The organism is Pseudoalteromonas luteoviolacea (genome assembly GCF_021654285.1).
GTDB classification, from domain to species: Bacteria; Pseudomonadota; Gammaproteobacteria; order Enterobacterales; family Alteromonadaceae; genus Pseudoalteromonas; species Pseudoalteromonas luteoviolacea_J.
Window position 1 is genome coordinate 1 of the sequence record NZ_JAKFZS010000015.1, and the last position, 21,296, is coordinate 21,296.

Here is a 21,296-nt window from a genome sequence, read left to right on the forward strand (position 1 = left end):
CTTATGAACTCGCTTTCTACATCTAGACATCGGTTGGATTAGCGAGCATTGTTTTTTGATGGTCCATGGTTGTCGCTGCAAGCAAAGCGCCCATAATCAATGGTAGGTTACTTCGCTTGGTTTTGTTGACGACGCTATCCATTAAAACTCAATGTCCCACTCGTTTATTTGTGCTTTACGTGTTGTTGATGAGATGAAATATAGTGAGTGTAGTCCAGGAGAAGTAGGCGAAAAAAGTAAAATCGAGGGCATTGAGAATTTACAAAAGTTTGCATTTAAACTTTTGTGAAAATTGGTACACTGCGTGAGCACAGTTAAGGATTGCTGAACCATCTATAATAACCAATGAGAAAGAAGGTCAGCGATCACATCGATTTTTACATCAACAAAAGGAAGTGGTTTGAGCATTAAACCAAGATTGCTCATCGTCGAAGATGAGCCGAGCATTTTAAGAGGCTTGACGGATTTATTTGTCTTTCATGGTTATGACGTAGACAGTGCCGTGGACGGAAAAGAAGGCTTAGACAAGGGGCTCTGTGGCGATTACACCTGTATTTTGCTTGATGTTATGCTGCCTTCAATGAATGGCTTTGATATTTGCAATGCACTTCGGGCTCACTCTCGTACCCAGCCAATTATGATGCTTACAGCAAAAAATACAGAAGAAGACATCATTAATGCGCTGACTCTAGGCGCTGACGATTATGTATCAAAACCTTTTTCAACCTCAGAGTTAGTTTTACGAGTCAGTGCATTAGTTAGGCGTTCAGGGTGGACAGAAAAAGGGGATGTTATCTCGCTAAGTGAGCAAGTTTCCGTGTGCTTGCAGTCACTGACGGGTAGCTCTTATCAAAAAGAGGTGAAGTATACCCGCAGAGAAGCGGAGATTTTGGCTTACTTAAATCGCAAAGGTGGTTTAGTGTCACGAGATGACTTGCTAAAGGATGTCTGGGGATACAAAGAAACCAAAGATATAGATACCCGCACTGTAGATATTCATATCGCTAAAATTCGTAAAAAAATAGAAATAGACCCAAAAACACCGAAGCACTTAATTACCCACAGAGGTGAAGGCTATCAGCTCTATACACTATAAGAATAACAAATGACGTTTATAAAAAATAAGCGCTTACTTAATTATTCTGAGCGTTTAATGCGATTACAGGTCTCGGCGGTTTTACTCTTATTACTGCTACTGATCCCCCTCTCTTTACTGTTTTGTATTAGTTATCAGCAAGCGGAAAAAAACCGCTTGTCTGAGTATCAACAAGAAGCCAGCAATTTAGTCAGGGTTATTAACAGAAAGCTGTTTCGGATAACCAGTGTGAGCAATCAAATTCCGGTTGATGCATTTAACTATTATCGCTATGTACATAACCCAGTTACTAAGCAAACACAAAAAGTAGTCTCACCTTTAGCACAGCTAGATGGGTCACAAAATATAACCGGACTTGTGGGGTATTTTCAAATTGATCATAAGGGCAATTTTAATTCTCCAATTTGGCCAAATGCAATTACAGTTGACGAGTTGTCTGACACTTCCAATGAAATTCAAACTTTAGAGGCTATTACGCGTCGCGAAATGGCCGTATCTGTTTACCATACTGTATTTCAATCTAAATCAATTAAAGCCATGTTGAATACTGGGCTAGACCTCAAAAAAAGTCAGTTTGATGTGAACTTTGACTTGCCTGAATATATCATCTTTTATCGTGTCGTCTCTGTTTTGGAACGGCCCGTACTGCAAGGCTATGTAGTGAAAAGAGGCCCATATTTACACAATCAAGTGACGGATATCCTTGAGAATAGGCGGTTTGACATACCGATTATGGTAACGCTTAAGATTGTGGATGAGACGCTACCCCATGCACACTTTTTATACCTCCCTTCAGAGGGGGCACCGACTGTTTCACAGCCTCAAACACTAGAAGGTAACTATATGCAGCAGCCTATCTATGAAGCTCGACTGCATTGGCCATATAAAAACTACGCGCTATCGGTGACATCAAAGCCCATGCCACTAGCTGAATCAACCATATTTAGCTTGATTTTTAATGGCATTTTATTGATCGCCATCGTTTCTGCTTGCTATGGGTTTTATCGCTTTAGTGTAAAGCAACTTGCGCTTTCAGAAGAGAAGGTTAACTTTATTTCATCGGTAAGCCATGAACTGAAAACGCCCTTAACGTCGATAAAAATGTATTCTGAGATGCTTAAATCTGGCATGGTGGCTTCGCCAGAGCACCAAGGCGAGTATTTTGATTTTATTTGTGATGAGAGTGACAGGCTAGCAAGGCTCATTGATAACATTCTACAGTTGTCAGCTTTCGAGCGTCAGCAGCAAAATGTGGCACCAGAGTACGTTCCGCTGACAGTACTGCAAAACATTATTCATTCTAAAATTTCGTCATTGACTGATAAACATGGCTTTAAACAGGTGCATTGCATGGAATTTGCAGAGCCCGAGTCTGTTTTAGCATTCATTGAGCCTGATGCGTTTACGCAAGTGGTGATAAATATCACGGACAATGCCATTAAGTTTTTTGAATCAGCAAATATAGATGACAATGACAGAAAGAAAATTGATTTTACTTTTTGCAGGCACCCCACAAACCAAAGTATGGTTCAATTGGAGATCCGAGATTACGGTAATGGTATAAGCAAAGCGCAAGAAGACAAAATCTTTGAGCTGTTTTATCGAGGGAGCAGTGAGCTGACGCGAAATACTAAAGGGACGGGAATTGGCTTGGCACTTGTTCGCGAATTGGTGCTGTCACAGCAAGGAGAGGTTCAGGTTCAAAGAAGGCATCCGGGTTTGGCCTTATTAGTGTCATTTAGGTTAAAACACAGAGATGAGTAAATAGCTGATTGGCATGTAGGGATCAAGCTGACCAAAATAAGTCAGTGAGTAGGTAGCAAGAAATTACATAGTATTTTATGAAGGTAGAGCGCAAGACTGTGTCGATAAATACCAAAACTAAGATATTACGTATTCTCATGAAACGTCATGCTATATTTAATTATTTATTAGCATAATCAGTGGCTTGCACTTTGCTGCTTAGCGATATAAATTTCAGGGCCTAATCGTTTATTTTACTCAATTGGAGAGGCTAAAAATGGAAAAGCTGTTTTCATATGGCACATTGCAGTTAGAACATGTTCAAATTGAAACGTTTGGCCGTAAGCTAAAAGGCGAAAAAGATCAGCTTGTTGGCTATGTGCTATCTGAGGTTAAAATTACCAATGTTGAGGTGATTAAAACCAGTGGTAAAGACATACATCCGATTTTGAAATACACAGGCAACGAGTCAGATATTGTTGAGGGCACGGTATTTGAAATCACCTCAGAGGAGCTTGCTCAGGCTGATGAGTATGAGGTGGATGAATACGTTAGGATAGCAGGGCAGTTTCAATCAGGTCAGCAAGCTTGGGCTTATGTGTGCGCGGCAACAGAGTCAGCAAGAGGCTAATGCTTTTAAGTGTGTATCTCTTAAAGCATTGAGTAGTGTATGTTGCTCGGCGCTTTGTAATCTAGCGGCTTTATAATCGCCATTCACTTTTGTAAAGGTGAACATTATCAAGCCCGCTTTTGAGTTCAAAGAGCCTGTACTCTAAATGATAAAAGCCTTAGCTCGACCTCCTAAAAATCTGAAATGGTAGGGTTTATTCCAAGGGTCTAGGGGGACATTATCGATTAGTTTAGGGGTTGATTGCTCAAAGGCGTGCAGCTCCTTGATTTGGCTAATATCCTGTTTTAAAAGGCTGCTATATAAGGCAACGGCAGTGCCTAATTGTTGGACATCCAGCTTAGCTACTCTTTCTGGGTATAGTGGATAACAATACATTGCCGGTTGATATATTAAAACTGACAGCAATAAAGGGAGTAAGACTAATAACGCGACATTGGACTTGCTCAATGGTTATTCTCCAGATATGTACTATTCATCACTTTGCCTTGTCAGTAGCGATACTTTGTAGGTGTTACCTTCTTCTTTGAATAAATACATAATCAAGCCTTCCTCTGAGTCAATTGAACCTGTACTCCAAATGATAAAAGTTTTAGGTTCACTTCCTAAATATTCAAAGCCGTATGGTTTACCCCACGGATCGGGTGGAGAATCATTTAACGCCTTGGTGAGTATGTTTTTGAATTGCGTTATGTTGTCGGCGTGACTCGAATTCTGTTCCAGTGTCTTTTCGTTTAAAGCTAATATTTTGCCTAACACTGCCACATCGGATTGGATTTTTAACTGTGGTGGTGGGCCACATAGCGTTGTTGGCATAAACACAGGAGCAATACAGATTATTGTAAGTATAAGTGCTACATAAACAGCGTAACGTTTCACGACTCAATTTCCTTTTTGCTCATTCATGTAAATACAGTTCCACTAAGCTATAACTTACTTAGCATGAATGAATACTCACTTAATTAAAGGGGTAGTCTGAGAGCAGTGATTTATCCTGTTGTATAACTATGAAAGCTGTTTATGCATATTGAGCCCGCCACTTACTCGGGGTAGTGCCCAGTTGTTTTTTAAATTCCGTATAAAAAGAACTTTTATTATTAAAACCGCTATCAAGGGCGATTTGAGTGATGTTATTCCTTGTTGTACTTTTTTTGAGTAGCTCACAAGCGAAATGGATTCTGTGCTCATTGAGTAATGTATAAAAACTCTTGTTCATATGCTCATTGAGCAGCTCTGAGGTTTGATGTTGAGTCAGTCCAAGCTGGTCTGCAAGCTGTGCAAGCGTCAATTGGTTGTCTAAAAATACTTGTTCTTCTTCAAGTAACTGTTTGAGCTCATCGATGCAGCTTTGGGCAATCGATGGGCTTAGTTGAAGCTGTTTTTTCGCAGATGGGTGCTCAATCTCGTGTGTTTGCTGAACGTGTTTTATGTGGTAAACGGCTTTGAAGGAGAAAATGAGTAAGTAAATGCAAATACTGATGTTAAGAGTTAACCAAAGAGGGTAAGTAAATAATGCGCCGCTTAAAAAGGAAATAGCGACCCCGCCATTGAGTATGACGACAAATATAATCCAAGCGAGTAATCGTTTGTCGCCTTGAAGAGTATCCGCCTCTGTGTCACGGTGACTGTGCCAAATTGCAGTTAAATAGCTGAACATTAAGCCAAAGTAAATAATATACATGAGCTCTGTTTGGGCGTGAAAGCCAGCGACTTTGACAACTAAAAAAATGAAAAATGGTGCACAGTGAAGAAAAACGACGCTCAAATTAGGCTTTGATTTAAACCTATAAAATAAATAACACAGGCCACAAAATAACAAGATACAGTTATTGGCAATTTGCGAAATGAGAGGAGATTGCACATGAAGTTTAATTTGTATGTAACTGATCAGCGGGATCAGCATCAGCGTTAAATTTGCAAGGGTTAAAAAGTGCATACCTTTGTTAAACCGGCGTTCAAACTTAAGCATCATACCAGCACAAAATACCGTTATCAGGCTCGAGACGAGGTAAAGTTCTTGTTGTAACCCTAGCAACATATGTAGTTGATCCTTAATGAGACTATGCCGGTTTATCCAATTAACTGTCAATTTAACTAAATTGACATGTGTAATTACCTGATAGATATCGATATTAATTCAAAAATTTCCTCTTTTATCAAGGTGGAATAATTTTGTTTGCAGCGCTTTAAAACTAAAAAGGTGATAAATACAACGACTAGGAGTCATCATGAAATCTATTCAAGCAGGTTTAGTTTTATTAGGTTCGAGCTTTTTAAGTTTTAATGTGAGCGCGGAGCCATTAACAGCAGCACAAGTAGAGCAGGTTAAACAGAATGTACTGACTTATATGAGTACCTGGAATACCTATGAAGAAAGTGAGCGAGTGAGTAAGTTAGAAAGTGCAACTAACCCCGGCTTTCGTTACCAAGATCCGACTACGGCAGGGTTTTTGGTTAACGATGCACAAAACGTCAGCAATTGGATTGGTGGTTTTCAAGGGCAAATGCGTGACTTCGGACTCTGGCCTTTTGATGCCACTTTGGTGTCGAATGTTGAAATACATGGCAGTGTTGAAAGCACAAATATAAGATTTAATTGGCATATTTCAGCATTTGATGGTGCTGTCACCATAGCTGAAGGAGTTGATTATGGGACAGCATCAAATTTAAAACTTGATACAATTACAGGTTTTTTTGGCGCACTGTCACCGCTATGCAAAGCGCCTGAATTTGAAGCTGGCAACACCTATGTGAGAGATAACCAAGTTACATTTGAGCAAGCAATTTACAAGGCGAGCTGGTGGACTCAAGACTCACCAAAGCAAAACCCAGAAGCCTGGGTAAAACTCACAGACTGTAGCGTCAACCCGTAACGATTAGCAATCGTCCAGAGTGGCTCATAACGAGCCCTCTTTTATTCTTTCAGAAATTATTGAAACTTTATTTCTTGCCGCTAATATAAATAGGGTCTTGTCTAAGAAATAAAGGATTATTTTATGAAGAATAAGCACTATCTTATCGATCGTTCACTTCACTGGTTTGCCGCTTTTTTGATCCTATTTATTTTAATGAATATGGGCACGCAAATTCATAATATCGATTACCGTATAAAAGGTCAGGCGCTACACCGTCAAGATGCGATTGAAGCGCATGCATTAATGGCGCTGGGCGTATTTGGTTTAATTTTGGCACGGCTTGGCTGGGAAAAGGTGTTCGCAAACAGGCTTCCCCGTCAACCCATGCGCAATACATTCCATTTGGGATTAGTAAAAAGCGTACATGCATGTTTTTACTTAATATTATCTGGGTTGGTGATCACAGGATTGGGTATGGCGATAAACGCCGAAGTGGTTATTCAATTATTTGGTGTGCAACTTTCTGATGCGATTAGCAGTGACGGACGTTTTTATGCCAAGATGCTAGACATTCATTTAATGCTCATTGACACTCTGTGGTGGCTGATTGGTCTACACTTTTTGGGCGTGTTGTATGCGCGTAAGTAACTAGCTAAAGTGCAGGGACAGTGGCTGTCCCTGCAAGATATTTTTACTTGATGGTATCTTCTAAGGCTGCAAGTAATAAGGCTACGTTTTGCTCATTGGCTGTGCTGCCCATCAGACCTATGCGCCATGTTTTTCCTGCAAGTTGGCCAAGTCCGGCGCCGATTTCTAGATTGTATTTACTTAATAAAGTTGATCTGACGTGCGCATCATCAACCCCATCAGGCACCAATACAGAATTGAGCTGAGGTAGACGATGTGTTTCATCAACCAAAAACTCAATGCCGAGCTTTTCAAGGCCATGACGAAGCTTCTCATGCAACCTTTGGTGGCGTAGCCACGCGCTTTCTAGCCCTTCTTGTTTGAGCATAAGTAAGGATTCATGCAGTGCATACAATGAGTTAATCGGGGCAGTGTGATGGTAACTGCGTTTACCTTCACCAGACCAATAATCCATCACTAAGGATTGATCTAAAAACCAGCTTTGTACCTTGCTTTGACGAGATTTAAGTACTTCAACTGCTTTTTCACTGAAGCTGACAGGCGAGATCCCCGGTACGCATGACAAGCACTTTTGAGAACCTGAATAGATGGCGTCAATACCCCACTCATCAACTTTAAGCTCGCTGCCGCCAAGAGAGGTAACAGCATCCACGATGCTGAGCGCGTTATATTGCTGTGCAATTTGGCATAAGCTTTTTGCATCACTGCGGGCACCGGTTGAGGTTTCTGCGTGCACAAACGCCAAAGCTTTTGCATCAGGGTTCGCTTTGAAGGCGTCACTCACTTTGTCAACTGAGACTGGATGACCCCATTTATCTTCGACAACAATGGCTTTGGCACCTACGCGTTCTATGTTTTCTTTTAAACGACCACCGAATACACCATTAATACACACAATGACTTTATCACCGGGTTCGATGAGATTCACAATACAGGCTTCCATTCCCGCAGAACCCGGTGCAGATAGGGCAATAGTAAAGGCATTTTGTGTATTAAATGCATATTGCAGGAGCTGTTTTATCTCGTCCATTAAGCCGATGAATTGCGGGTCTAAATGACCAATAGTTGGCCTAGATAGGGCGCCTAAAACTCTCGGAGATACATTAGAGGGGCCTGGACCCATTAATATACGTGGTGTTGGATTAAAAGACTCAAACATAAAAATTCCTGTTGTTAGCGTGTTAGTCGATTTAAACGATGAAGCGTTAAAAAAGCGCTTGGATTTTATCGAAGTTTTATTGTGTGTTTATTGATAGATATTATCCAGTGTTTAAAGAAATTTTATTTAATGATGGTTTCTGTTGAGCGTGTCGTCTTTTGCCATTTGACGTACGTTAAATTCAAAAGACTGGCCAGTGCAACCAAGAATAAGCAGCCGCTCAAAACCGGAAACAATAAAAAGTCGATGTGTGTATTGCCAGCCATGATGATGACAAGCGGGGTAGCGCCTGCTGGAGGATGAACCACCTTGAACAGCTGCATTAAGGCAATTGCTAACCCAACACCAATGGCCATGGACAAAAGGCTTGAGCCAAATAAAAATAACATAAATAAGCCGATGGCAGCTGAAAGGCAATGCCCGCCGATGACATTTTTTGGCCTTGATAACGGGGAGTGAGGAACCGCAAAGAGTAATACACATGTGGCGCCATATGGGGCCATTAAGATCGGGTGATGCACCAACGAAGAGAGCATACCTAATCCACAAATTCCTAAAAAACCACCCACAAAACCTTTTATGATATCAGTTAATCTACTCATTTTATCTCCTTATATTAGCGCTGTAATTTTAAATGTGTACAAGTCTGTACACCTATTGCTAAAAAGAGTACAGATTTGTACACTTCCAGACAAGTAATTTTTTTGGCAAAAAACATGGATATACAGCAGCATATTTTGGATGTGGCAGAAGACTTATTTAACCAGCATGGGTTTAACGTGGTTGGTGTTGACCTAATAAGAGATGAAGCCAAAGTGTCCAAAACCACCTTGTATCGCCGCTTTGGCGATAAGCTTGGTTTAGTGGAGGCAGTGTTGCATAGGCGGCATGTGCGCTTTGAGCAAATGCTAGATGAGGTTGTCAGTGCTCATGACTGTCCGAAGGATAAAATCTCAGCCATTCTCGATTGGCATTTTGATTGGTTTGGTTCGCCGCAGTTTAAGGGGTGTATGTTTATGCATGCCCAATCAGAATTTAAATGCACAAAGCAAAAACCAAGTGAAATTGCCGTCGATCATAAAGCATGGCTGTTGTCCTTGTTTATTCGTGCTCTGGGTGAAAATCAAGTTAATGCACAAAAACATGCCGAGATGCTACTGACTTTTTTTGAAGGCATGATAGTACGCGCTGAGTTCGGTTGTATTTTGCATGATAAAGCGTTTTACAGATCTGCCTGTTTGAAGTTACTACCATAGAAATAAATACATGTTTAGATAAATTGCTTTCTAAGCCAGTCAATAAAGATTTGCTGTTGTTGACTGTAGCGTACTTCTTGCGAGGACAAATAATATCCTAAATTTGAGGAGACAGGTTGGTGAGCCGAACACGTTAATACACCGTTTTGCTCAAGCATGCTGACTAAGCTGTGCGAGGCAAACACACAACCAGCGCCAGCAATGGCTTCTTGAATGCAATAGAGTTCTTGGTCATAAGTGATAAGCTCATGCTGTTTATCATTCATCTGGTTTTGACTTAACCACACTGACCAGGGGGCTTCGGGAAGAGATTGATTTTTCCACTTTGGCATAAAAACAGTACTTTGATTTATGCCGTCAAGGTTTGGATTGAGATACAAGTTAAATTGCTCAATTGAGAGGATTTGGTGCGTTTCAATGTGGCTAATATCACCAAACCGGATGGTAATTGCCTGATTATCATGAACCAGATGTTCGCCGGTGATCACCGAGACATCAATATCAGGGTTTAATTTCGCAAAATCTCTTAAGGCTGGGATAAGCATTTGGGCCGCAAAGGACGAGGTGGTGTGCACCACCACGCATTTACTTTGCTCTACGAGCTGATGAAGGGCTCGTTCTATGGTACTAAATCCAGAGCTAGTGGCTTTTGCCAAATCTGTCCCAGCTTTAGTCAGCGAGACTTCTCGTGTTTTTCTAATAAATAGTTCGATGCCCAAGCGCGTTTCAAGATTTTTAATATGATGAGACACATTGGTTGCCGTGAGGTTCAGCTCGTCGGCTGCGAGTTTAAAGCTATTGTGGCGCGCTGCAGCGTCAAAGACCTTAAGTGCTTGCATTGAAACGTTGGTCATCGGTTATTCCTAAAACGAAAATCATTTTAATTATACATGAATAAAACTTATTTATAACTAGGTTCTTTTCATTTGTCATGATATGGCAAAAACAGCAAAATTGCAGTCATAGAACAGCAACAATAGGTATATAGCTCAATGTATTCAATACTTCATATAGACTCAAGTATCAGGAGGCGTGTTAATGATAACCCGAACCATGATTCAATCTCTAAACGCTTAGCCCATAGCTTTATCGATAGCTTAAAAGAAAACTCATCCATAAAATCATATCAGTACCGCGACGTGGGAATGAATCCTCCACCTTTTACTGATCAGGATTGGTTAGGCGCTGTATTTACACCACAACAGCGCCGCAGTGAACAACAGCGCCAGAAGCTGGCAATATCAGATCAATTAATTCAAGAGGTAAAAGTGGCCGATATCATCGTTATTTCTTCCCCTATGTATAACTATGGTATGCCTGCACAACTAAAAGCATGGTTTGATCAGATAGTCCGGATCCACGAAACATTTAGCTTTGACTTAAATCGAGGTGATTTTCCACTAGAGCCGATTTTGAGTGGGAAAAGCTTGGTTCTCATTACGTCATGTGGAGAGTTTGGCTTCGAAAAAGGGGGAGTAAGAGAGGCGATGAATCACTTAGCACCGCATATTAAAACCTTGTCCAAGTACTTAGGCTGTGAGCAAGTATTTGAGATTGCCTCTGAGTATCAAGAGTTTGCTGACTTACGTCATCAAAACTCATTAGAGGCGGCGTTTGTTGAAACACGCTCACTAGCAAATAAGTTTGCATAATCAATTTGTAACAGCAAAAAGCGATTTTTGCTGTTTATTCTCGTTCTGACTGTCTTTATTATTGGTGCATATCCATTAATTTGCCAAAAGGAGTATGGTTTGGCTGATAATTCTCAAGACCTTTCAGTTGCTCAAATATGTAAACGTTATTTTGATGAGCAAGGCTTACCAGAGCGGAAACTCGAAAGCTGGCACTTTTGTGATAACGAAGTGGATGCAAATGCATGCCTCGCTTTGGTGCTTATGGGAGAGAAAAAGGCCACGTCACCGTCTTTATGGTGGTATGAAGCAAATGATGAAGCATTGCCACAAGCTGGCGATTTAAATGTAGTGACAAACTACCAAGGTGAAGCTCAATGCATTATAAAAACAACCAAAGTGTCTATTACACCATTTAATCAGATCAGTGAAGCTTATGCGCAAATAGAAGGAGAGGGCGATAAGTCACTTGCTTATTGGAAGCGAGTGCACTGGGCATATTATCATCGGGAATTAGCGGGGACTGCATTTGTGCCTAAGCCTGAGATGCCTATTGTTTGTGAAGAATTTGAAGTGGTTTTTGCATTGGAGAAGCGATGATTGAAGCGGTGATTTTTGACATGGATGGCACCTTAATTGATTCCGAGCCCATGTGGCAACAAGCTGAAAAGCAGGTATTTACAAGTTTAGGTGTGGATGTGACAGATGATTTGGCAGCCAATACTGCGTCAATGACAACCATTGGAGCTGCTGAGTTTTGGTATCAGCAATCACCATGGCATGGACCCTCCATTTCACAAGCCGCTGATAACGTCGTCTCTTGTGTAGCGGAACTTATTTTACAAAAAGGCAAGGCGTTATCCGGTGTGCAAGAGGCTCTGGCATTCTTGAGTGAAAAACAGATTAAGATCGGCCTTGCGACTAATGCGCCAGAGAGGTTAATTCCTGTGGTATTAAATGTCCTCAACATTGCACATTATTTTTCCGTTTGCTGCTCCTCAGAGGACGAGCTGTCAGGTAAGCCTAGCCCAGATGTCTACTTAAGTGCTGCAGCAAGGCTCAACGTCGTCCCTGAGAAGTGCTTAGCTGTGGAGGATTCTGTCACAGGGTTGCTTGCTGCAAAGGCTGCAAATATGCGCACATTAGCGGTGCCTTCAAGCGCTCAATTTAACTGTGAACAGTTTGCACAAGCAGATTTCAAATTGGCTAGTTTAGCAGGGCTCACATCACGACATTTGATTGGATCTTGATAAAGCAGGCTGAACAAAATGCGTTCAAACACAATTAAATAGGGTGTCTGACTTTGCAATTATTGCGAGCTGTTACTAGCATCAATTTGTGGTATGCACAAAATGACAACAGTAAGGAAGGCCATGAAGATTTTGATCGTAGATGATACCTACTTTATGAGAGAGCTTATCAGTGAGAGCCTGCAAGAACGAGGATTTAAAGAGCTAACACAGGCATCTAATGGTGAAGAGGCACTCAAAGCCATGTCGGCTAAGTGTTATGATTTAATTGTAACTGACTGGAATATGCCAAAAATCAATGGCTTGGAGCTCATCAAAAGAATGAAGAAAAATCCGGCCTGTCGTCATACGAAAGTGATCATGCTCACTGGTGATACCACGCCAGAAAAAATACTTGAGATGAAAGAGTTAGGTGTAAACGGTTATATATCAAAGCCATTTACACCCGAATTACTCACGGATCTGGTGCTTAAACTGGCATAGCAAAGTGATTTAAACTGGTTTTAACCAGCCCACAAACCTTCTTCAAGCACTTGAAAAAAATCCAAAAGGCGGAGACTATAAGCGCAGTTTATCCACTAACCTGAAATGGAAATTAAAATGACTAAAGTTTTGCATACAGAATCTGCGCCTGCGGCAATTGGGCCATATGTTCAAGGGGTTGACTTAGGAAACATGGTGATGACTTCTGGTCAGATACCAGTAAACCCAGCGACAGGTGAAGTACCTGAAGCCATTGCTGATCAAGCAAGACAATCACTTGAGAATGTTAAAGCCGTGGTTGAGTCTTCGGGCTTGAGTGTTGCAGATATTGTAAAGCTTACTGTATTCGTTAAAGATCTAAATGACTTTGGTACAGTTAACGAGGTGTACGGTAACTTCTTCGATGAGCATCAAGTTGCTAACTACCCAGCGCGTTCGTGTGTTGAGGTTGCGCGCTTACCAAAAGATGTAAACATCGAAATTGAAGCGATTGCAGTACGTAAATAGTGCTGATGCAATGGTTAAGAGGGGCTTAGGCTCCTCTTTAAGCTGTAGCGCTCTCTTAATTTACGTACGAATAAAAAATCAGTAGCACAAATCATGCTTAAACTCATACCCTCCCTCGCAGAACATATTGATGCCTTCATTGAGATGGAGCGACGCAGTGATACCACGCAATTCATCATTCCTTATACGAAAGCGCAACATAAAACTGAAATGCGCAAGCAGGATATCAATTACCTATCAATATTATCGCATGATGCTCTATCCGGATTTTTCATCTTAGCGCGACAAGCCAATAGAGAAGTTGAATTCAGGAGAATTGTTGTCGATAGCAATTTTCGTGGAATTGGGCAGCAAGCGATTGTACAAATGGAACAGTACTGCATGGCGCATTTTGATACTCAAAGGATCTGGCTGGACGTGTTTGAGTCAAACCAGCGCGGGTTACATATCTATAATAAATTGGGTTATAAACAGTTTAAAACTTCGCTGCATCAAGGAAAGCCTCTAATTTTGATGGAAAAGTACCTGTAGATAAAAAACAGTTTTGACAAAAAATACAGGTACAGATATGCTGATAAAATGCACAAAATAATTAATCAGAATATTCGACACATTATTATCATCATTCCATAGGAATGGTGGGATTTGATGTGCAAAGACTTTATCAAACCCGCCCAATACGGCGGGTTTTTTTATGCGGTATTGGGAGACAAATCATTAAGGAAAATAAATGAAAAAAGTCGCCGTATTTGGCAAGCCTGGTAGTGGCAAATCGACATTTAGTAAATATTTAGCAAAACAGGTAGGCTTACCTCTGCATCAATTAGATATCATGGTGTTTAATCAAGATGGCAGCCAAGTCTCACGAACGCAGTTTGATGACAACCACGACAAAATTTTACAGCAATCTAGCTGGATTTTAGAAGGGCTGGGTCCGTTGGGCTCTTTCAAGCAACGCCTAGCTCACGCTGATACACTTATTTATATCGACTTACCCTATTGGTTGAGCTATTGGCTTGTGACAAAACGCGCAATTAAGGGATTAATTAAAACCCCAGAAGGGTGGCCACAAGGGTGTTCGATTATACAGGGCACACGTCAGTCATATCATTACTTAAAACTATCTCGACAGTTTTGGAATGATGAGTTTGAGCAAAACTTGAAAAACATCGCCAATGACAAACAACTCTATATTGTGCGCTCATTGAGCGAGCTTAAGTCGTTACAACGTCAGTTAGTCAGCTAACTTCTAAATAAATGAGCAATTGCCATTGCTCATTTTTACTATTCATCTTGGTCGAATGTGGCTTGCAATAAGGATTCTGTTTGAATCGCAATATCTTTCATTTTGATGGCATATTGTTCTAGTGCTTTTTGCTCTGGTGTTTGAGCAACAAACTTTGAAACTGGGATGGGGTAACCTGCTTGATCCATCGCGATAAAGCTAATGATGCAGTGGTTGGTTTCGACCATGTGTTGCTTTTGCGGATCGCCGCATCGAACTTGAATAAAAATTTGCATACTGGTTTTGCCGGTATGCGCAATTTTTGCAGACACCTCAACAATCTGACCAACGAGAATAGGCCTGTGAAAGCGAACGCCGGCCACGGATACGGTCACGCAGTATGCACCGCTCCAGCCAGCAGCACAGGCATAACCAGCTTGATCTATCCACTTCATAACAACACCACCGTGTACTTTCCCACCAAAGTTGACATCGGTTGGTTCAGCTAAAAATCTGAAAATCACTTCTGATTGGTTGGCCATGTCTACCTCATCATTTTTTGAGTCTGAGGTAAGTATAGAAAAAAAGGGGCATTTCGCCCCTTGCAATTTAGGATATGTAAATAATTGGTTGGTTTTACATATTCGGGTAGTTGGGACCGCCTGCGCCTTCAGGGGTTACCCAAGTAATGTTTTGACTGGGATCTTTGATATCGCAAGTCTTACAGTGAATGCAGTTTTGTGCATTGATAACAAACTGTTTCTCACCTTCTTCATTTTCATTCACTTCGTAAACACCGGCAGGGCAATAGCGCTGTGCAGGCTCAGCGTACTGCTCAAGGTTCACTGAAATAGGGATCGTGCTATCTGTTAACTGCAGGTGGCATGGTTGCACTTCTTCATGGTTGGTATTAGATAAAAACACCGAAGAGAGCTTGTCAAAGCTGAGTTTGCCATCTGGTTTTGGATAAGTGATTTCTGTTGCATCTTTTGCAAGTCTCAATGACTCATAATCCTTGCTGATGTCTTTGATGGTGAACGGTAAAGCGCCGGAGAAAAAGTTTTGGTCAATCATGTTGTAAGCACCGCCTAAGTAGCGGCCTAACTTGTGCATGGCAGGGCCAAAATTACGAGACTGATATAACTCTTCGTGTAGCCAGCTGGCTTTAAACTTATCATCGAAGCTGTGTAAATCTGCTGTCGCGTCTTCTTGTGAGAGTGCTTCGATAATGGTGTCTGCGCCAATGATCCCTGATTTCATTGCGGTGTGATTACCCTTGATCTTTGCAAAGTTCAAAGTTCCCGCATCACACCCGATCAATAAACCACCTGGGAAGTGCATTTTTGGTAAAGCATGTAAGCCACCTTTGGCAATTGCTCTCGCACCGTATGAAATACGCTCGCCGCCTTCAAGTGTTTGCTTAAAGACAGGGTGGTGTTTCATGCGTTGAAATTCATCAAAGGGGCTAAGATATGGGTTTTTGTAGTTCAGGTCGATAATAAGACCCACCACAACTTGGTTATTTTCGGCATGATACATAAACGAGCCACCATGCGTCTCGGTATCAAGAGGCCAGCCTGTACCATGCACGACAGTCCCTTCCTTGTGTTTTTCAGGGTCTATTTGCCAAATTTCTTTAAAGCCAATACCGTAGTGCTGAGGTGTGGCATCTTTATCTAGCTCAAACTCTTTGATTAGCTGCTTACCAAGGTGTCCTCTGCAACCTTCTGCAAATACTGTGTACTTAGCTCTAAGCTCCATACCTGGCATATAAGTGTCTTTTGGTTGACCATCTCTATCTAAGCCCATGTCACCTGTGACGATGCCTTTTACTTCTTTGTCTTCGATGATTAAAGAGTGGGCACTAAATCCTGGGAAGATCTCAACGCCAAGCGCTTCAGCCTGTTCCGCTAACCAACGACAGACATTACCCATTGAAACGATGTAGTTACCGTCGTTTTTAAATGTTTTTGGCACCACCATGTGCGGCAAGTTTGTCGCGTTTTGCTCATCTTTGAATAGGTAGATTTCGTCTTCAGTGACTTTGGTAGTGACTGGAGCCCCTTTTTGTGCCCAATCAGGGATGAGTTCATCCAGTGCTTTGGTTTCGAATACCGCACCGGACAAAATATGCGCACCCACTTCAGAGCCTTTTTCTACCACACAGATCATGAGTTCTTGTTCTTTTTGCTGTGCTTGTTGAGCAAGTCGAATAGCGCATGATAGACCCGCAGGGCCCGCCCCCACTATGACGACATCAAATTCCATGGTTTCACGTTCGACCATTTTTACCTCGTATACATTGACGGTAGATTAACTTAAACTCGAGTTAAGTTCTTTTTACGTTAAGCTAAGGTTATTTTAGGTTGACGTTTACGTCAACAGGAAGTAGGCTGGTTTCATCAAATTGTTTCATTGACGTACGCGTCAGCTATACAAATAACCAGATGATGGAGTAACCATGAAAGTACTTGTACCAATCAAACGCGTGATTGACTACAACGTCAAAGCGAGAGTCAAGGCAGATAACAGCGATGTTGATCTTACAAATGTAAAGATGGCCATGAACCCGTTTTGCGAAATCGCAGTAGAAGAAGCGATTAGATTAAAAGAAGCAGGTAGTGCAACTGAAGTAATTGCCGTATCTATCGGTGATAAAGCTTGCCAAGAACAACTTCGTACTGCGCTGGCACTTGGTGCTGACAAGGCAATCCACATCGAAACAGATGCAACATTAGAATCTCTTCATGTTGCTAAATTACTGGCTAAGTTAGTAGAACAAGAAAACCCTGAATTGGTCATTCTTGGTAAGCAGTCAATTGATGCTGATAACAACCAAACTGGACAAATGCTAGGTGCATTGACTAAACGTGGTCAAGGTACGTTTGCATCTAAGCTTGTTATTGAAGGCTCAAATGCTGTGGTAACTCGTGAAGTAGACGGTGGTCTACAAACTGTCTCACTAGCGTTACCTGCGATTGTAACCACAGACCTTCGCTTAAACGAGCCACGTTATGCAACACTGCCTAACATCATGAAAGCAAAGCGTAAGCCGCTAGATGTTATTGCAGCAGACTCACTGGGTGTCGATTTAACACCTCGTGTTGAGCTTGTTAGAGTCGATGAGCCTGCTAAGCGTGAAGCAGGTGTCATTGTAGAGAGCGTTGAAGAGCTAGTAACAAAACTTAAGACAGAAGCAAAGGTGATCTCATGAGCGTATTAGTTATTGCAGAACATGAAAATGGCGTATTGAAGCCAGAAACCGCAAAGGTGATCACTGCGGCTGTTAAAATTGGTGGTGATGTTGATGTATTAGTCGCTGGTAGCAATGTGGCTGCTGCGGCAGACTCTGTTGCTGGTATTGCTGGCGTGACGTCAGTGAAATTAGTAGACGATGCTAATTTTGAGCACCAATTGGCTGAGAACACTGCTGATTTAGTGGTTGAGTTGGCTGGTGGTTATAGCCATATCTTAGCGAGTGCTTCTACAACTGGTAAAAACATTTTACCTCGTGTTGCGGCGCTACTGGATAAATCACAAATTTCTGAAATTGTCGACGTAGTAGATGCAGACACCTTTAAGCGCCCAATTTATGCGGGTAACGCCATTGCGACGGTTAAATCACTTGAGTCACAAAAAGTTATCACTGTTCGTGCAAGTGCATTTGATGCTGCGGGCGAGCAGGGTCCTGTGTCTGTAGAGTCACTATCAAATGGCGCAGCGAACAGCCTTAGTAGTTTTGTTGGTGTTGAGCAAACTGAATCAGAGCGCCCAGAATTAACTGCTGCACCTGTGATTATCTCAGGTGGTCGCGGTATGCAAAACGGCGATAACTTTGCACTATTAAACGGTGTTGCTGACAAGCTAGGTGCTGCAATTGGTGCATCTCGCGCTGCAGTTGATGCTGGCTTTGTACCAAATGATATGCAAGTCGGTCAGACAGGTAAGATTGTCGCGCCAGATCTGTACATTGCGGTGGGCATTAGCGGTGCTATTCAGCACCTTGCTGGTATGAAAGACTCTAAAGTCATTGTAGCCATCAACAAAGATCCAGAAGCACCGATTTTCCAAGTTGCTGACTATGGTCTAGTCGCCGACTTATTTGACGTATTACCTGAGCTAGAACAAGCTCTGTAACCTATTCTGGTTGTTGAAGCCGTGTGCGTTATGCCGCGGCTTTTTTCATTTAATATGGCTGAATTACAACAATTAATAATCATGCGCTGGCATGAAAGCCGAACTGATATACTTCAAGTTTGTTGATCATAGTTTCATAATTTCTGACCACATCTTGTGTTGCTGTGCCCTGACTTTTAACGGCGGATAAATTTTCTTTTAATTGACCTATCACATCGAACTTTTCAGCTTTTGCTTGTGCAAGCGTCGCCCCGCCGAGCTCACCATCATGTTTAATTAAATTATATCGCCCAGTTAAAAATGCAACCTCGCCAAGGCTTAACACGCCTTGCTGATAAAGCGCCTCAGCGGCATTTGATTGCTCTTCTAATGTCATATTAGAAAAATCAAATTGCCTACTGCGTATATTATTATGAGTATCTGTTTGTGCATTATGGACTGAGCTTGTTTCAGTCATGGCTTGGCGGTTTTTTAAAGCTTGATGCCCACTTAAGACTTGGGGAGAACTGGCTGTAATGTTACTGATCATCTTTTATCCTTAAAATGAGATTGGGTGTATGAAGTATAAGCAATTAACATTCCATGAGGCATTCATTGTGAATAGACAACACTCGGGGACTGTCTAAGTATTTCGAAGCTCTGACGGTGTGACACCAAACCATCGTTTAAACGCGCGGCGAAAATTAGGTAAATCGTTAAACGCGAGTGCTTTTGCTACCTGTGCATTTGAGTAACCTTGTTGTTGAATACAAAATGCGGCCTGCTGGCTAAGCACTCTGTCTTTTAAGCTGCTGAATTGACTGTTATGTTGACTGAGTTTTCTTTTCATTGTGGCTTCGCTTATCTTAAAGTGGTTGGCGAGATCTTCTAAGCATGCTTTGGGGTGATGGATCAAAAACGTCTCTGCATAAGATAAAAAGCCCATTGATGTGCAGGGCTGCAAAGTGACTAGATTGCTTTGTAAAGCTGAAACGGCATCGTATTGCCGCGTTTGAAGTGCTGCTTTTCGGATCTCGACAGTACAGGCGTGGTGATCAAATAATAGCGTACCAACCTGCATCGCATGGTAATGTTCAATGTGCGCAGGCGTGCTGTAGGGCAGTTGAAATTGTATCTCTAAATTATTGAATCGCCATTTGATAAAGCCATTTATAAGGCTAAGCCAAACCTCGAGTAAAAATTGATAGGTGCAAGTGGATGGCTCACTGACAGCGGGATTTACAAGTAAATGAATAGCTTGCCTTTCTCTAAGCATACGTATACTGAAGTAGGGAAATAGGTCATTTTCCAATTGCTTACAGGCTATCAGCAACGCTTTCAAGTCGATACAATGAAACAAATACGATGCATATTTAGCACAGAGACTATGCAATAGGTGTTGGCCTAAAACAAAGCTAATGTCTTGGCTTAAATTGTGTTTTGTAATGTTTTCTATGATCTGTTCTAGTTGCGCATAACTCGATTTGTGGTTTTGATTTTCGAAATCCTTGTAAAATATCTTGGTACCTTTGAGCGCTTTGTCTGGATGTATTCCCCGCTGCTTTGCCAGCTCAACCAGTGGTTCTAACAATTGATGACTGTTAAATCTTAGGTTGTTTGATTCAAAATAAGGCATTAACAAGCCTGCTTATTGTGAGCAAGTTGAGTCATCAGCTGCTCAAAAATCTGCTCGCTTTGCATCGCAAATGAAACTTCAATGCACGCATAATGTAGTGTACTCGGGTTTAATGTGACGAGATTTTTATCGTACTGGTGGTGGACTTTTGCGGCGGTGCACACTCGGTTTGTGATGTCTATGGCAGTACTAAGTTTAGTCGCAGGGTATAAAACAATGAATTTATCCCCGGCGTAACGGCAGGTGAGATCGCAGCCACGAATATTTAAGGTGATCAATTGTCCTGTGTCGCGAAGTAATAGTTCGCCTTTGGTGATACCGTGTTTAAAGCAAAACTGGCTATAGGCTTTTAAGTCTAAAATTGCGACACAAAACCGAGTACCATCATCGATGAGCTGCGAAACCTCCGCGTCAATTTGCTTTTCCATGTAGCGCGCACTGTAGAGACCAGTCACATAGTCGGTAAAGGTATGTTCTCTAAAGTTTCGCTCTTTTCTTAATAACGTTAAGTTTAAAAAAGTTTGCTCTTGATACCACCAATACATGGCAATACTCATCACAATCATACCGAGCAGTGCGGGGAAAGCTTCAAGTGAGCTGAGAGTTGGATGGATGTGGTTAAAAGAAAAGAACTCATCTAGGCAATCTAAGAGCAATGAAATCAGCATCAAGGTTAGGCCAAAAGAAAGCGCCGTCGTAACGCGTCCTTGTGGGCGGCTCAATAATGTTGCAACTAGCCACACTAAAGACATGGCAGCAAGTCCTCCTTCACCAATTGCGTCAAGTATTTCGAATTGGGCGTAAGGCTTTAATTCACCAAAGTGTATTGCCATTAATATTGTGATGGTGACAGACACGATAAGCAGTGCCCATAAATGAAGGTGTTTTATCGATGTAATAAAGTGAGCCATAAATTGATGCCGAGCAAAATGTTTATTGTTGTTATGTTATTGCAGTGAAATTTCTTGAACAGGGTCAATTTAGCTCATTACTTTGACAGTTTTTTTAACTTTGATGGCAATTTAAGGCTAAAAGAGTCTCAGTTTATTGTTTTCGGCTTATT

25 protein-coding genes are annotated in these 21,296 nt (G+C 41.6%); 15 read left to right on the forward strand and 10 right to left on the reverse strand.

Annotation, left to right across the window (positions count from 1 at the left end; translation table 11 throughout):
* Positions 1-400 precede the first annotated feature (400 nt).
* From L1077_RS15010 to L1077_RS15020, 3 genes are all read left to right on the forward strand, one after another.
* Positions 401-1,096, forward strand: coding sequence for a response regulator transcription factor (locus tag L1077_RS15010; protein ID WP_237137610.1), 696 nt, complete (start codon positions 401-403; stop codon positions 1,094-1,096).
* Between the two features lie 9 nt (positions 1,097-1,105).
* Positions 1,106-2,860, forward strand: a complete 1,755-nt coding sequence (locus L1077_RS15015) for a sensor histidine kinase (protein ID WP_237137612.1) — start codon at positions 1,106-1,108, stop codon at positions 2,858-2,860.
* A 256-nt stretch (positions 2,861-3,116) separates the two neighbouring features.
* Positions 3,117-3,470 carry a gamma-glutamylcyclotransferase family protein gene (locus L1077_RS15020; protein ID WP_237137613.1) on the forward strand — a complete coding sequence of 118 codons (354 nt, stop codon included), beginning with the start codon at positions 3,117-3,119 and terminating at the stop codon, positions 3,468-3,470.
* Between the two features lie 468 nt (positions 3,471-3,938).
* Here the strand turns inward: L1077_RS15020 and L1077_RS15025 are convergent, their stop codons facing one another.
* Together L1077_RS15025 and L1077_RS15030 are read right to left on the reverse strand one after the other, a co-directional pair.
* Positions 3,939-4,346 (reverse strand): hypothetical protein, encoded by a 408-nt coding sequence (locus L1077_RS15025; RefSeq protein ID WP_237137615.1) that lies wholly within the window; start codon positions 4,344-4,346, stop codon positions 3,939-3,941.
* A 139-nt stretch (positions 4,347-4,485) separates the two neighbouring features.
* The gene (locus L1077_RS15030) at positions 4,486-5,505 is read right to left on the reverse strand and encodes a helix-turn-helix domain-containing protein (RefSeq protein ID WP_237137616.1); all 1,020 of its coding nucleotides are present in this window, start codon (positions 5,503-5,505) and stop codon (positions 4,486-4,488) included.
* Positions 5,506-5,695: 190 nt separating this feature from the next.
* On the opposite strand from L1077_RS15030, the gene L1077_RS15035 reads away from it, so the two are divergent.
* A complete protein-coding gene (locus L1077_RS15035) occupies positions 5,696-6,340 on the forward strand; it encodes a hypothetical protein (RefSeq protein WP_237137618.1) in 645 nt (214 codons plus the stop codon).
* 123 nt (positions 6,341-6,463) lie between these two features.
* On the forward strand, positions 6,464-6,970 hold the full coding sequence (locus L1077_RS15040; protein WP_237137620.1) for a cytochrome b/b6 domain-containing protein: 507 nt from the start codon (positions 6,464-6,466) through the stop codon (positions 6,968-6,970).
* A gap of 43 nt (positions 6,971-7,013) precedes the next feature.
* Here the strand turns inward: L1077_RS15040 and L1077_RS15045 are convergent, their stop codons facing one another.
* Both L1077_RS15045 and L1077_RS15050 read right to left on the reverse strand, forming a co-directional pair.
* Entirely contained in the window at positions 7,014-8,129 is a 1,116-nt protein-coding gene (locus L1077_RS15045) for a pyridoxal-phosphate-dependent aminotransferase family protein (RefSeq protein WP_237137622.1), read from the reverse strand.
* Positions 8,130-8,251: 122 nt separating this feature from the next.
* Positions 8,252-8,731 carry an HPP family protein gene (locus L1077_RS15050; RefSeq protein ID WP_237137623.1) on the reverse strand — a complete coding sequence of 160 codons (480 nt, stop codon included), beginning with the start codon at positions 8,729-8,731 and terminating at the stop codon, positions 8,252-8,254.
* Positions 8,732-8,845: 114 nt separating this feature from the next.
* Here L1077_RS15050 and L1077_RS15055 point away from each other — a divergent pair, with 114 nt between their 5' ends.
* Entirely contained in the window at positions 8,846-9,385 is a 540-nt protein-coding gene (locus L1077_RS15055) for a TetR/AcrR family transcriptional regulator (RefSeq protein WP_237137625.1), read from the forward strand.
* 14 nt (positions 9,386-9,399) lie between these two features.
* Here L1077_RS15055 and L1077_RS15060 read toward each other — a convergent pair whose 3' ends face one another.
* Complete coding sequence (locus L1077_RS15060; RefSeq protein ID WP_237137626.1) at positions 9,400-10,239, reverse strand: LysR family transcriptional regulator; 840 nt, start codon at positions 10,237-10,239, stop codon at positions 9,400-9,402.
* A 138-nt stretch (positions 10,240-10,377) separates the two neighbouring features.
* Between L1077_RS15060 and L1077_RS15065 the strand changes: the two genes are divergently transcribed.
* The 7 genes from L1077_RS15065 (at position 10,378) to L1077_RS15095 (ending at position 14,502) form a co-directional block, all read left to right on the forward strand.
* The gene (locus tag L1077_RS15065) at positions 10,378-11,037 is read left to right on the forward strand and encodes an FMN-dependent NADH-azoreductase (RefSeq protein WP_237137628.1); all 660 of its coding nucleotides are present in this window, start codon (positions 10,378-10,380) and stop codon (positions 11,035-11,037) included.
* A gap of 99 nt (positions 11,038-11,136) precedes the next feature.
* A complete protein-coding gene (locus tag L1077_RS15070; protein ID WP_237137629.1) occupies positions 11,137-11,616 on the forward strand; it encodes an ASCH domain-containing protein in 480 nt (159 codons plus the stop codon).
* The gene (gene hxpB, locus L1077_RS15075) at positions 11,613-12,266 is read left to right on the forward strand and encodes a hexitol phosphatase HxpB (protein WP_237137631.1); all 654 of its coding nucleotides are present in this window, start codon (positions 11,613-11,615) and stop codon (positions 12,264-12,266) included. The genes L1077_RS15070 and hxpB overlap by 4 nt, the downstream gene beginning before the upstream one ends.
* A gap of 123 nt (positions 12,267-12,389) precedes the next feature.
* Positions 12,390-12,749 carry a response regulator gene (locus L1077_RS15080; protein ID WP_063364066.1) on the forward strand — a complete coding sequence of 120 codons (360 nt, stop codon included), beginning with the start codon at positions 12,390-12,392 and terminating at the stop codon, positions 12,747-12,749.
* A 117-nt stretch (positions 12,750-12,866) separates the two neighbouring features.
* Positions 12,867-13,256, forward strand: a complete 390-nt coding sequence (locus L1077_RS15085; RefSeq protein ID WP_039609725.1) for a Rid family detoxifying hydrolase — start codon at positions 12,867-12,869, stop codon at positions 13,254-13,256.
* A 93-nt stretch (positions 13,257-13,349) separates the two neighbouring features.
* Entirely contained in the window at positions 13,350-13,787 is a 438-nt protein-coding gene (locus L1077_RS15090; RefSeq protein WP_237137633.1) for a GNAT family N-acetyltransferase, read from the forward strand.
* Positions 13,788-13,986: 199 nt separating this feature from the next.
* A complete protein-coding gene (locus tag L1077_RS15095) occupies positions 13,987-14,502 on the forward strand; it encodes an adenylate kinase (protein ID WP_237137635.1) in 516 nt (171 codons plus the stop codon).
* Positions 14,503-14,540: 38 nt separating this feature from the next.
* On the opposite strand, the gene L1077_RS15100 is transcribed toward L1077_RS15095, so the two are convergent.
* Both L1077_RS15100 and L1077_RS15105 read right to left on the reverse strand, forming a co-directional pair.
* Positions 14,541-15,023 carry an acyl-CoA thioesterase gene (locus tag L1077_RS15100; RefSeq protein ID WP_046357112.1) on the reverse strand — a complete coding sequence of 161 codons (483 nt, stop codon included), beginning with the start codon at positions 15,021-15,023 and terminating at the stop codon, positions 14,541-14,543.
* 94 nt (positions 15,024-15,117) lie between these two features.
* A complete protein-coding gene (locus L1077_RS15105; RefSeq protein WP_237137637.1) occupies positions 15,118-16,767 on the reverse strand; it encodes an electron transfer flavoprotein-ubiquinone oxidoreductase in 1,650 nt (549 codons plus the stop codon).
* Positions 16,768-16,942: 175 nt separating this feature from the next.
* On the opposite strand from L1077_RS15105, the gene L1077_RS15110 reads away from it, so the two are divergent.
* Together L1077_RS15110 and L1077_RS15115 are read left to right on the forward strand one after the other, a co-directional pair.
* Complete coding sequence (locus tag L1077_RS15110) at positions 16,943-17,695, forward strand: electron transfer flavoprotein subunit beta/FixA family protein (RefSeq protein ID WP_039609730.1); 753 nt, start codon at positions 16,943-16,945, stop codon at positions 17,693-17,695.
* Entirely contained in the window at positions 17,692-18,618 is a 927-nt protein-coding gene (locus L1077_RS15115) for an electron transfer flavoprotein subunit alpha/FixB family protein (RefSeq protein WP_237137639.1), read from the forward strand. The genes L1077_RS15110 and L1077_RS15115 overlap by 4 nt, the downstream gene beginning before the upstream one ends.
* A gap of 79 nt (positions 18,619-18,697) precedes the next feature.
* On the opposite strand, the gene L1077_RS15120 is transcribed toward L1077_RS15115, so the two are convergent.
* From L1077_RS15120 to L1077_RS15130, 3 genes are all read right to left on the reverse strand, one after another.
* Complete coding sequence (locus L1077_RS15120; RefSeq protein ID WP_237137641.1) at positions 18,698-19,147, reverse strand: hypothetical protein; 450 nt, start codon at positions 19,145-19,147, stop codon at positions 18,698-18,700.
* A 93-nt stretch (positions 19,148-19,240) separates the two neighbouring features.
* Positions 19,241-20,233 carry a helix-turn-helix transcriptional regulator gene (locus L1077_RS15125; protein ID WP_237137643.1) on the reverse strand — a complete coding sequence of 331 codons (993 nt, stop codon included), beginning with the start codon at positions 20,231-20,233 and terminating at the stop codon, positions 19,241-19,243.
* Positions 20,233-21,144: a GGDEF domain-containing protein gene (locus L1077_RS15130; RefSeq protein WP_237137645.1), complete on the reverse strand. Its 912-nt coding sequence runs from the start codon at positions 21,142-21,144 to the stop codon at positions 20,233-20,235. Before L1077_RS15130 ends, L1077_RS15125 begins: the two co-directional genes overlap by 1 nt.
* Positions 21,145-21,296 lie beyond the last annotated feature (152 nt).

Coding starts and splice junctions, on each gene's coding strand:
- L1077_RS15100 (WP_046357112.1), bottom strand. CDS start 15,023: ATGGCCAACCAATCAGAAGTGATTTTCAGATTTTTAGCTGAACCAACC.
- L1077_RS15040 (WP_237137620.1), top strand. CDS start 6,464: ATGAAGAATAAGCACTATCTTATCGATCGTTCACTTCACTGGTTTGCC.
- L1077_RS15060 (WP_237137626.1), bottom strand. CDS start 10,239: ATGACCAACGTTTCAATGCAAGCACTTAAGGTCTTTGACGCTGCAGCG.
- L1077_RS15030 (WP_237137616.1), bottom strand. CDS start 5,505: ATGTTGCTAGGGTTACAACAAGAACTTTACCTCGTCTCGAGCCTGATA.
- L1077_RS15050 (WP_237137623.1), bottom strand. CDS start 8,731: ATGAGTAGATTAACTGATATCATAAAAGGTTTTGTGGGTGGTTTTTTA.
- L1077_RS15120 (WP_237137641.1), bottom strand. CDS start 19,147: ATGATCAGTAACATTACAGCCAGTTCTCCCCAAGTCTTAAGTGGGCAT.
- L1077_RS15015 (WP_237137612.1), top strand. CDS start 1,106: ATGACGTTTATAAAAAATAAGCGCTTACTTAATTATTCTGAGCGTTTA.
- L1077_RS15090 (WP_237137633.1), top strand. CDS start 13,350: ATGCTTAAACTCATACCCTCCCTCGCAGAACATATTGATGCCTTCATT.
- L1077_RS15115 (WP_237137639.1), top strand. CDS start 17,692: ATGAGCGTATTAGTTATTGCAGAACATGAAAATGGCGTATTGAAGCCA.
- L1077_RS15110 (WP_039609730.1), top strand. CDS start 16,943: ATGAAAGTACTTGTACCAATCAAACGCGTGATTGACTACAACGTCAAA.
- L1077_RS15125 (WP_237137643.1), bottom strand. CDS start 20,233: ATGCCTTATTTTGAATCAAACAACCTAAGATTTAACAGTCATCAATTG.
- L1077_RS15085 (WP_039609725.1), top strand. CDS start 12,867: ATGACTAAAGTTTTGCATACAGAATCTGCGCCTGCGGCAATTGGGCCA.
- L1077_RS15035 (WP_237137618.1), top strand. CDS start 5,696: ATGAAATCTATTCAAGCAGGTTTAGTTTTATTAGGTTCGAGCTTTTTA.
- hxpB (WP_237137631.1), top strand. CDS start 11,613: ATGATTGAAGCGGTGATTTTTGACATGGATGGCACCTTAATTGATTCC.
- L1077_RS15130 (WP_237137645.1), bottom strand. CDS start 21,144: ATGGCTCACTTTATTACATCGATAAAACACCTTCATTTATGGGCACTG.
- L1077_RS15095 (WP_237137635.1), top strand. CDS start 13,987: ATGAAAAAAGTCGCCGTATTTGGCAAGCCTGGTAGTGGCAAATCGACA.
- L1077_RS15065 (WP_237137628.1), top strand. CDS start 10,378: ATGTATTCAATACTTCATATAGACTCAAGTATCAGGAGGCGTGTTAAT.
- L1077_RS15105 (WP_237137637.1), bottom strand. CDS start 16,767: ATGGTCGAACGTGAAACCATGGAATTTGATGTCGTCATAGTGGGGGCG.
- L1077_RS15020 (WP_237137613.1), top strand. CDS start 3,117: ATGGAAAAGCTGTTTTCATATGGCACATTGCAGTTAGAACATGTTCAA.
- L1077_RS15080 (WP_063364066.1), top strand. CDS start 12,390: ATGAAGATTTTGATCGTAGATGATACCTACTTTATGAGAGAGCTTATC.
- L1077_RS15055 (WP_237137625.1), top strand. CDS start 8,846: ATGGATATACAGCAGCATATTTTGGATGTGGCAGAAGACTTATTTAAC.
- L1077_RS15045 (WP_237137622.1), bottom strand. CDS start 8,129: ATGTTTGAGTCTTTTAATCCAACACCACGTATATTAATGGGTCCAGGC.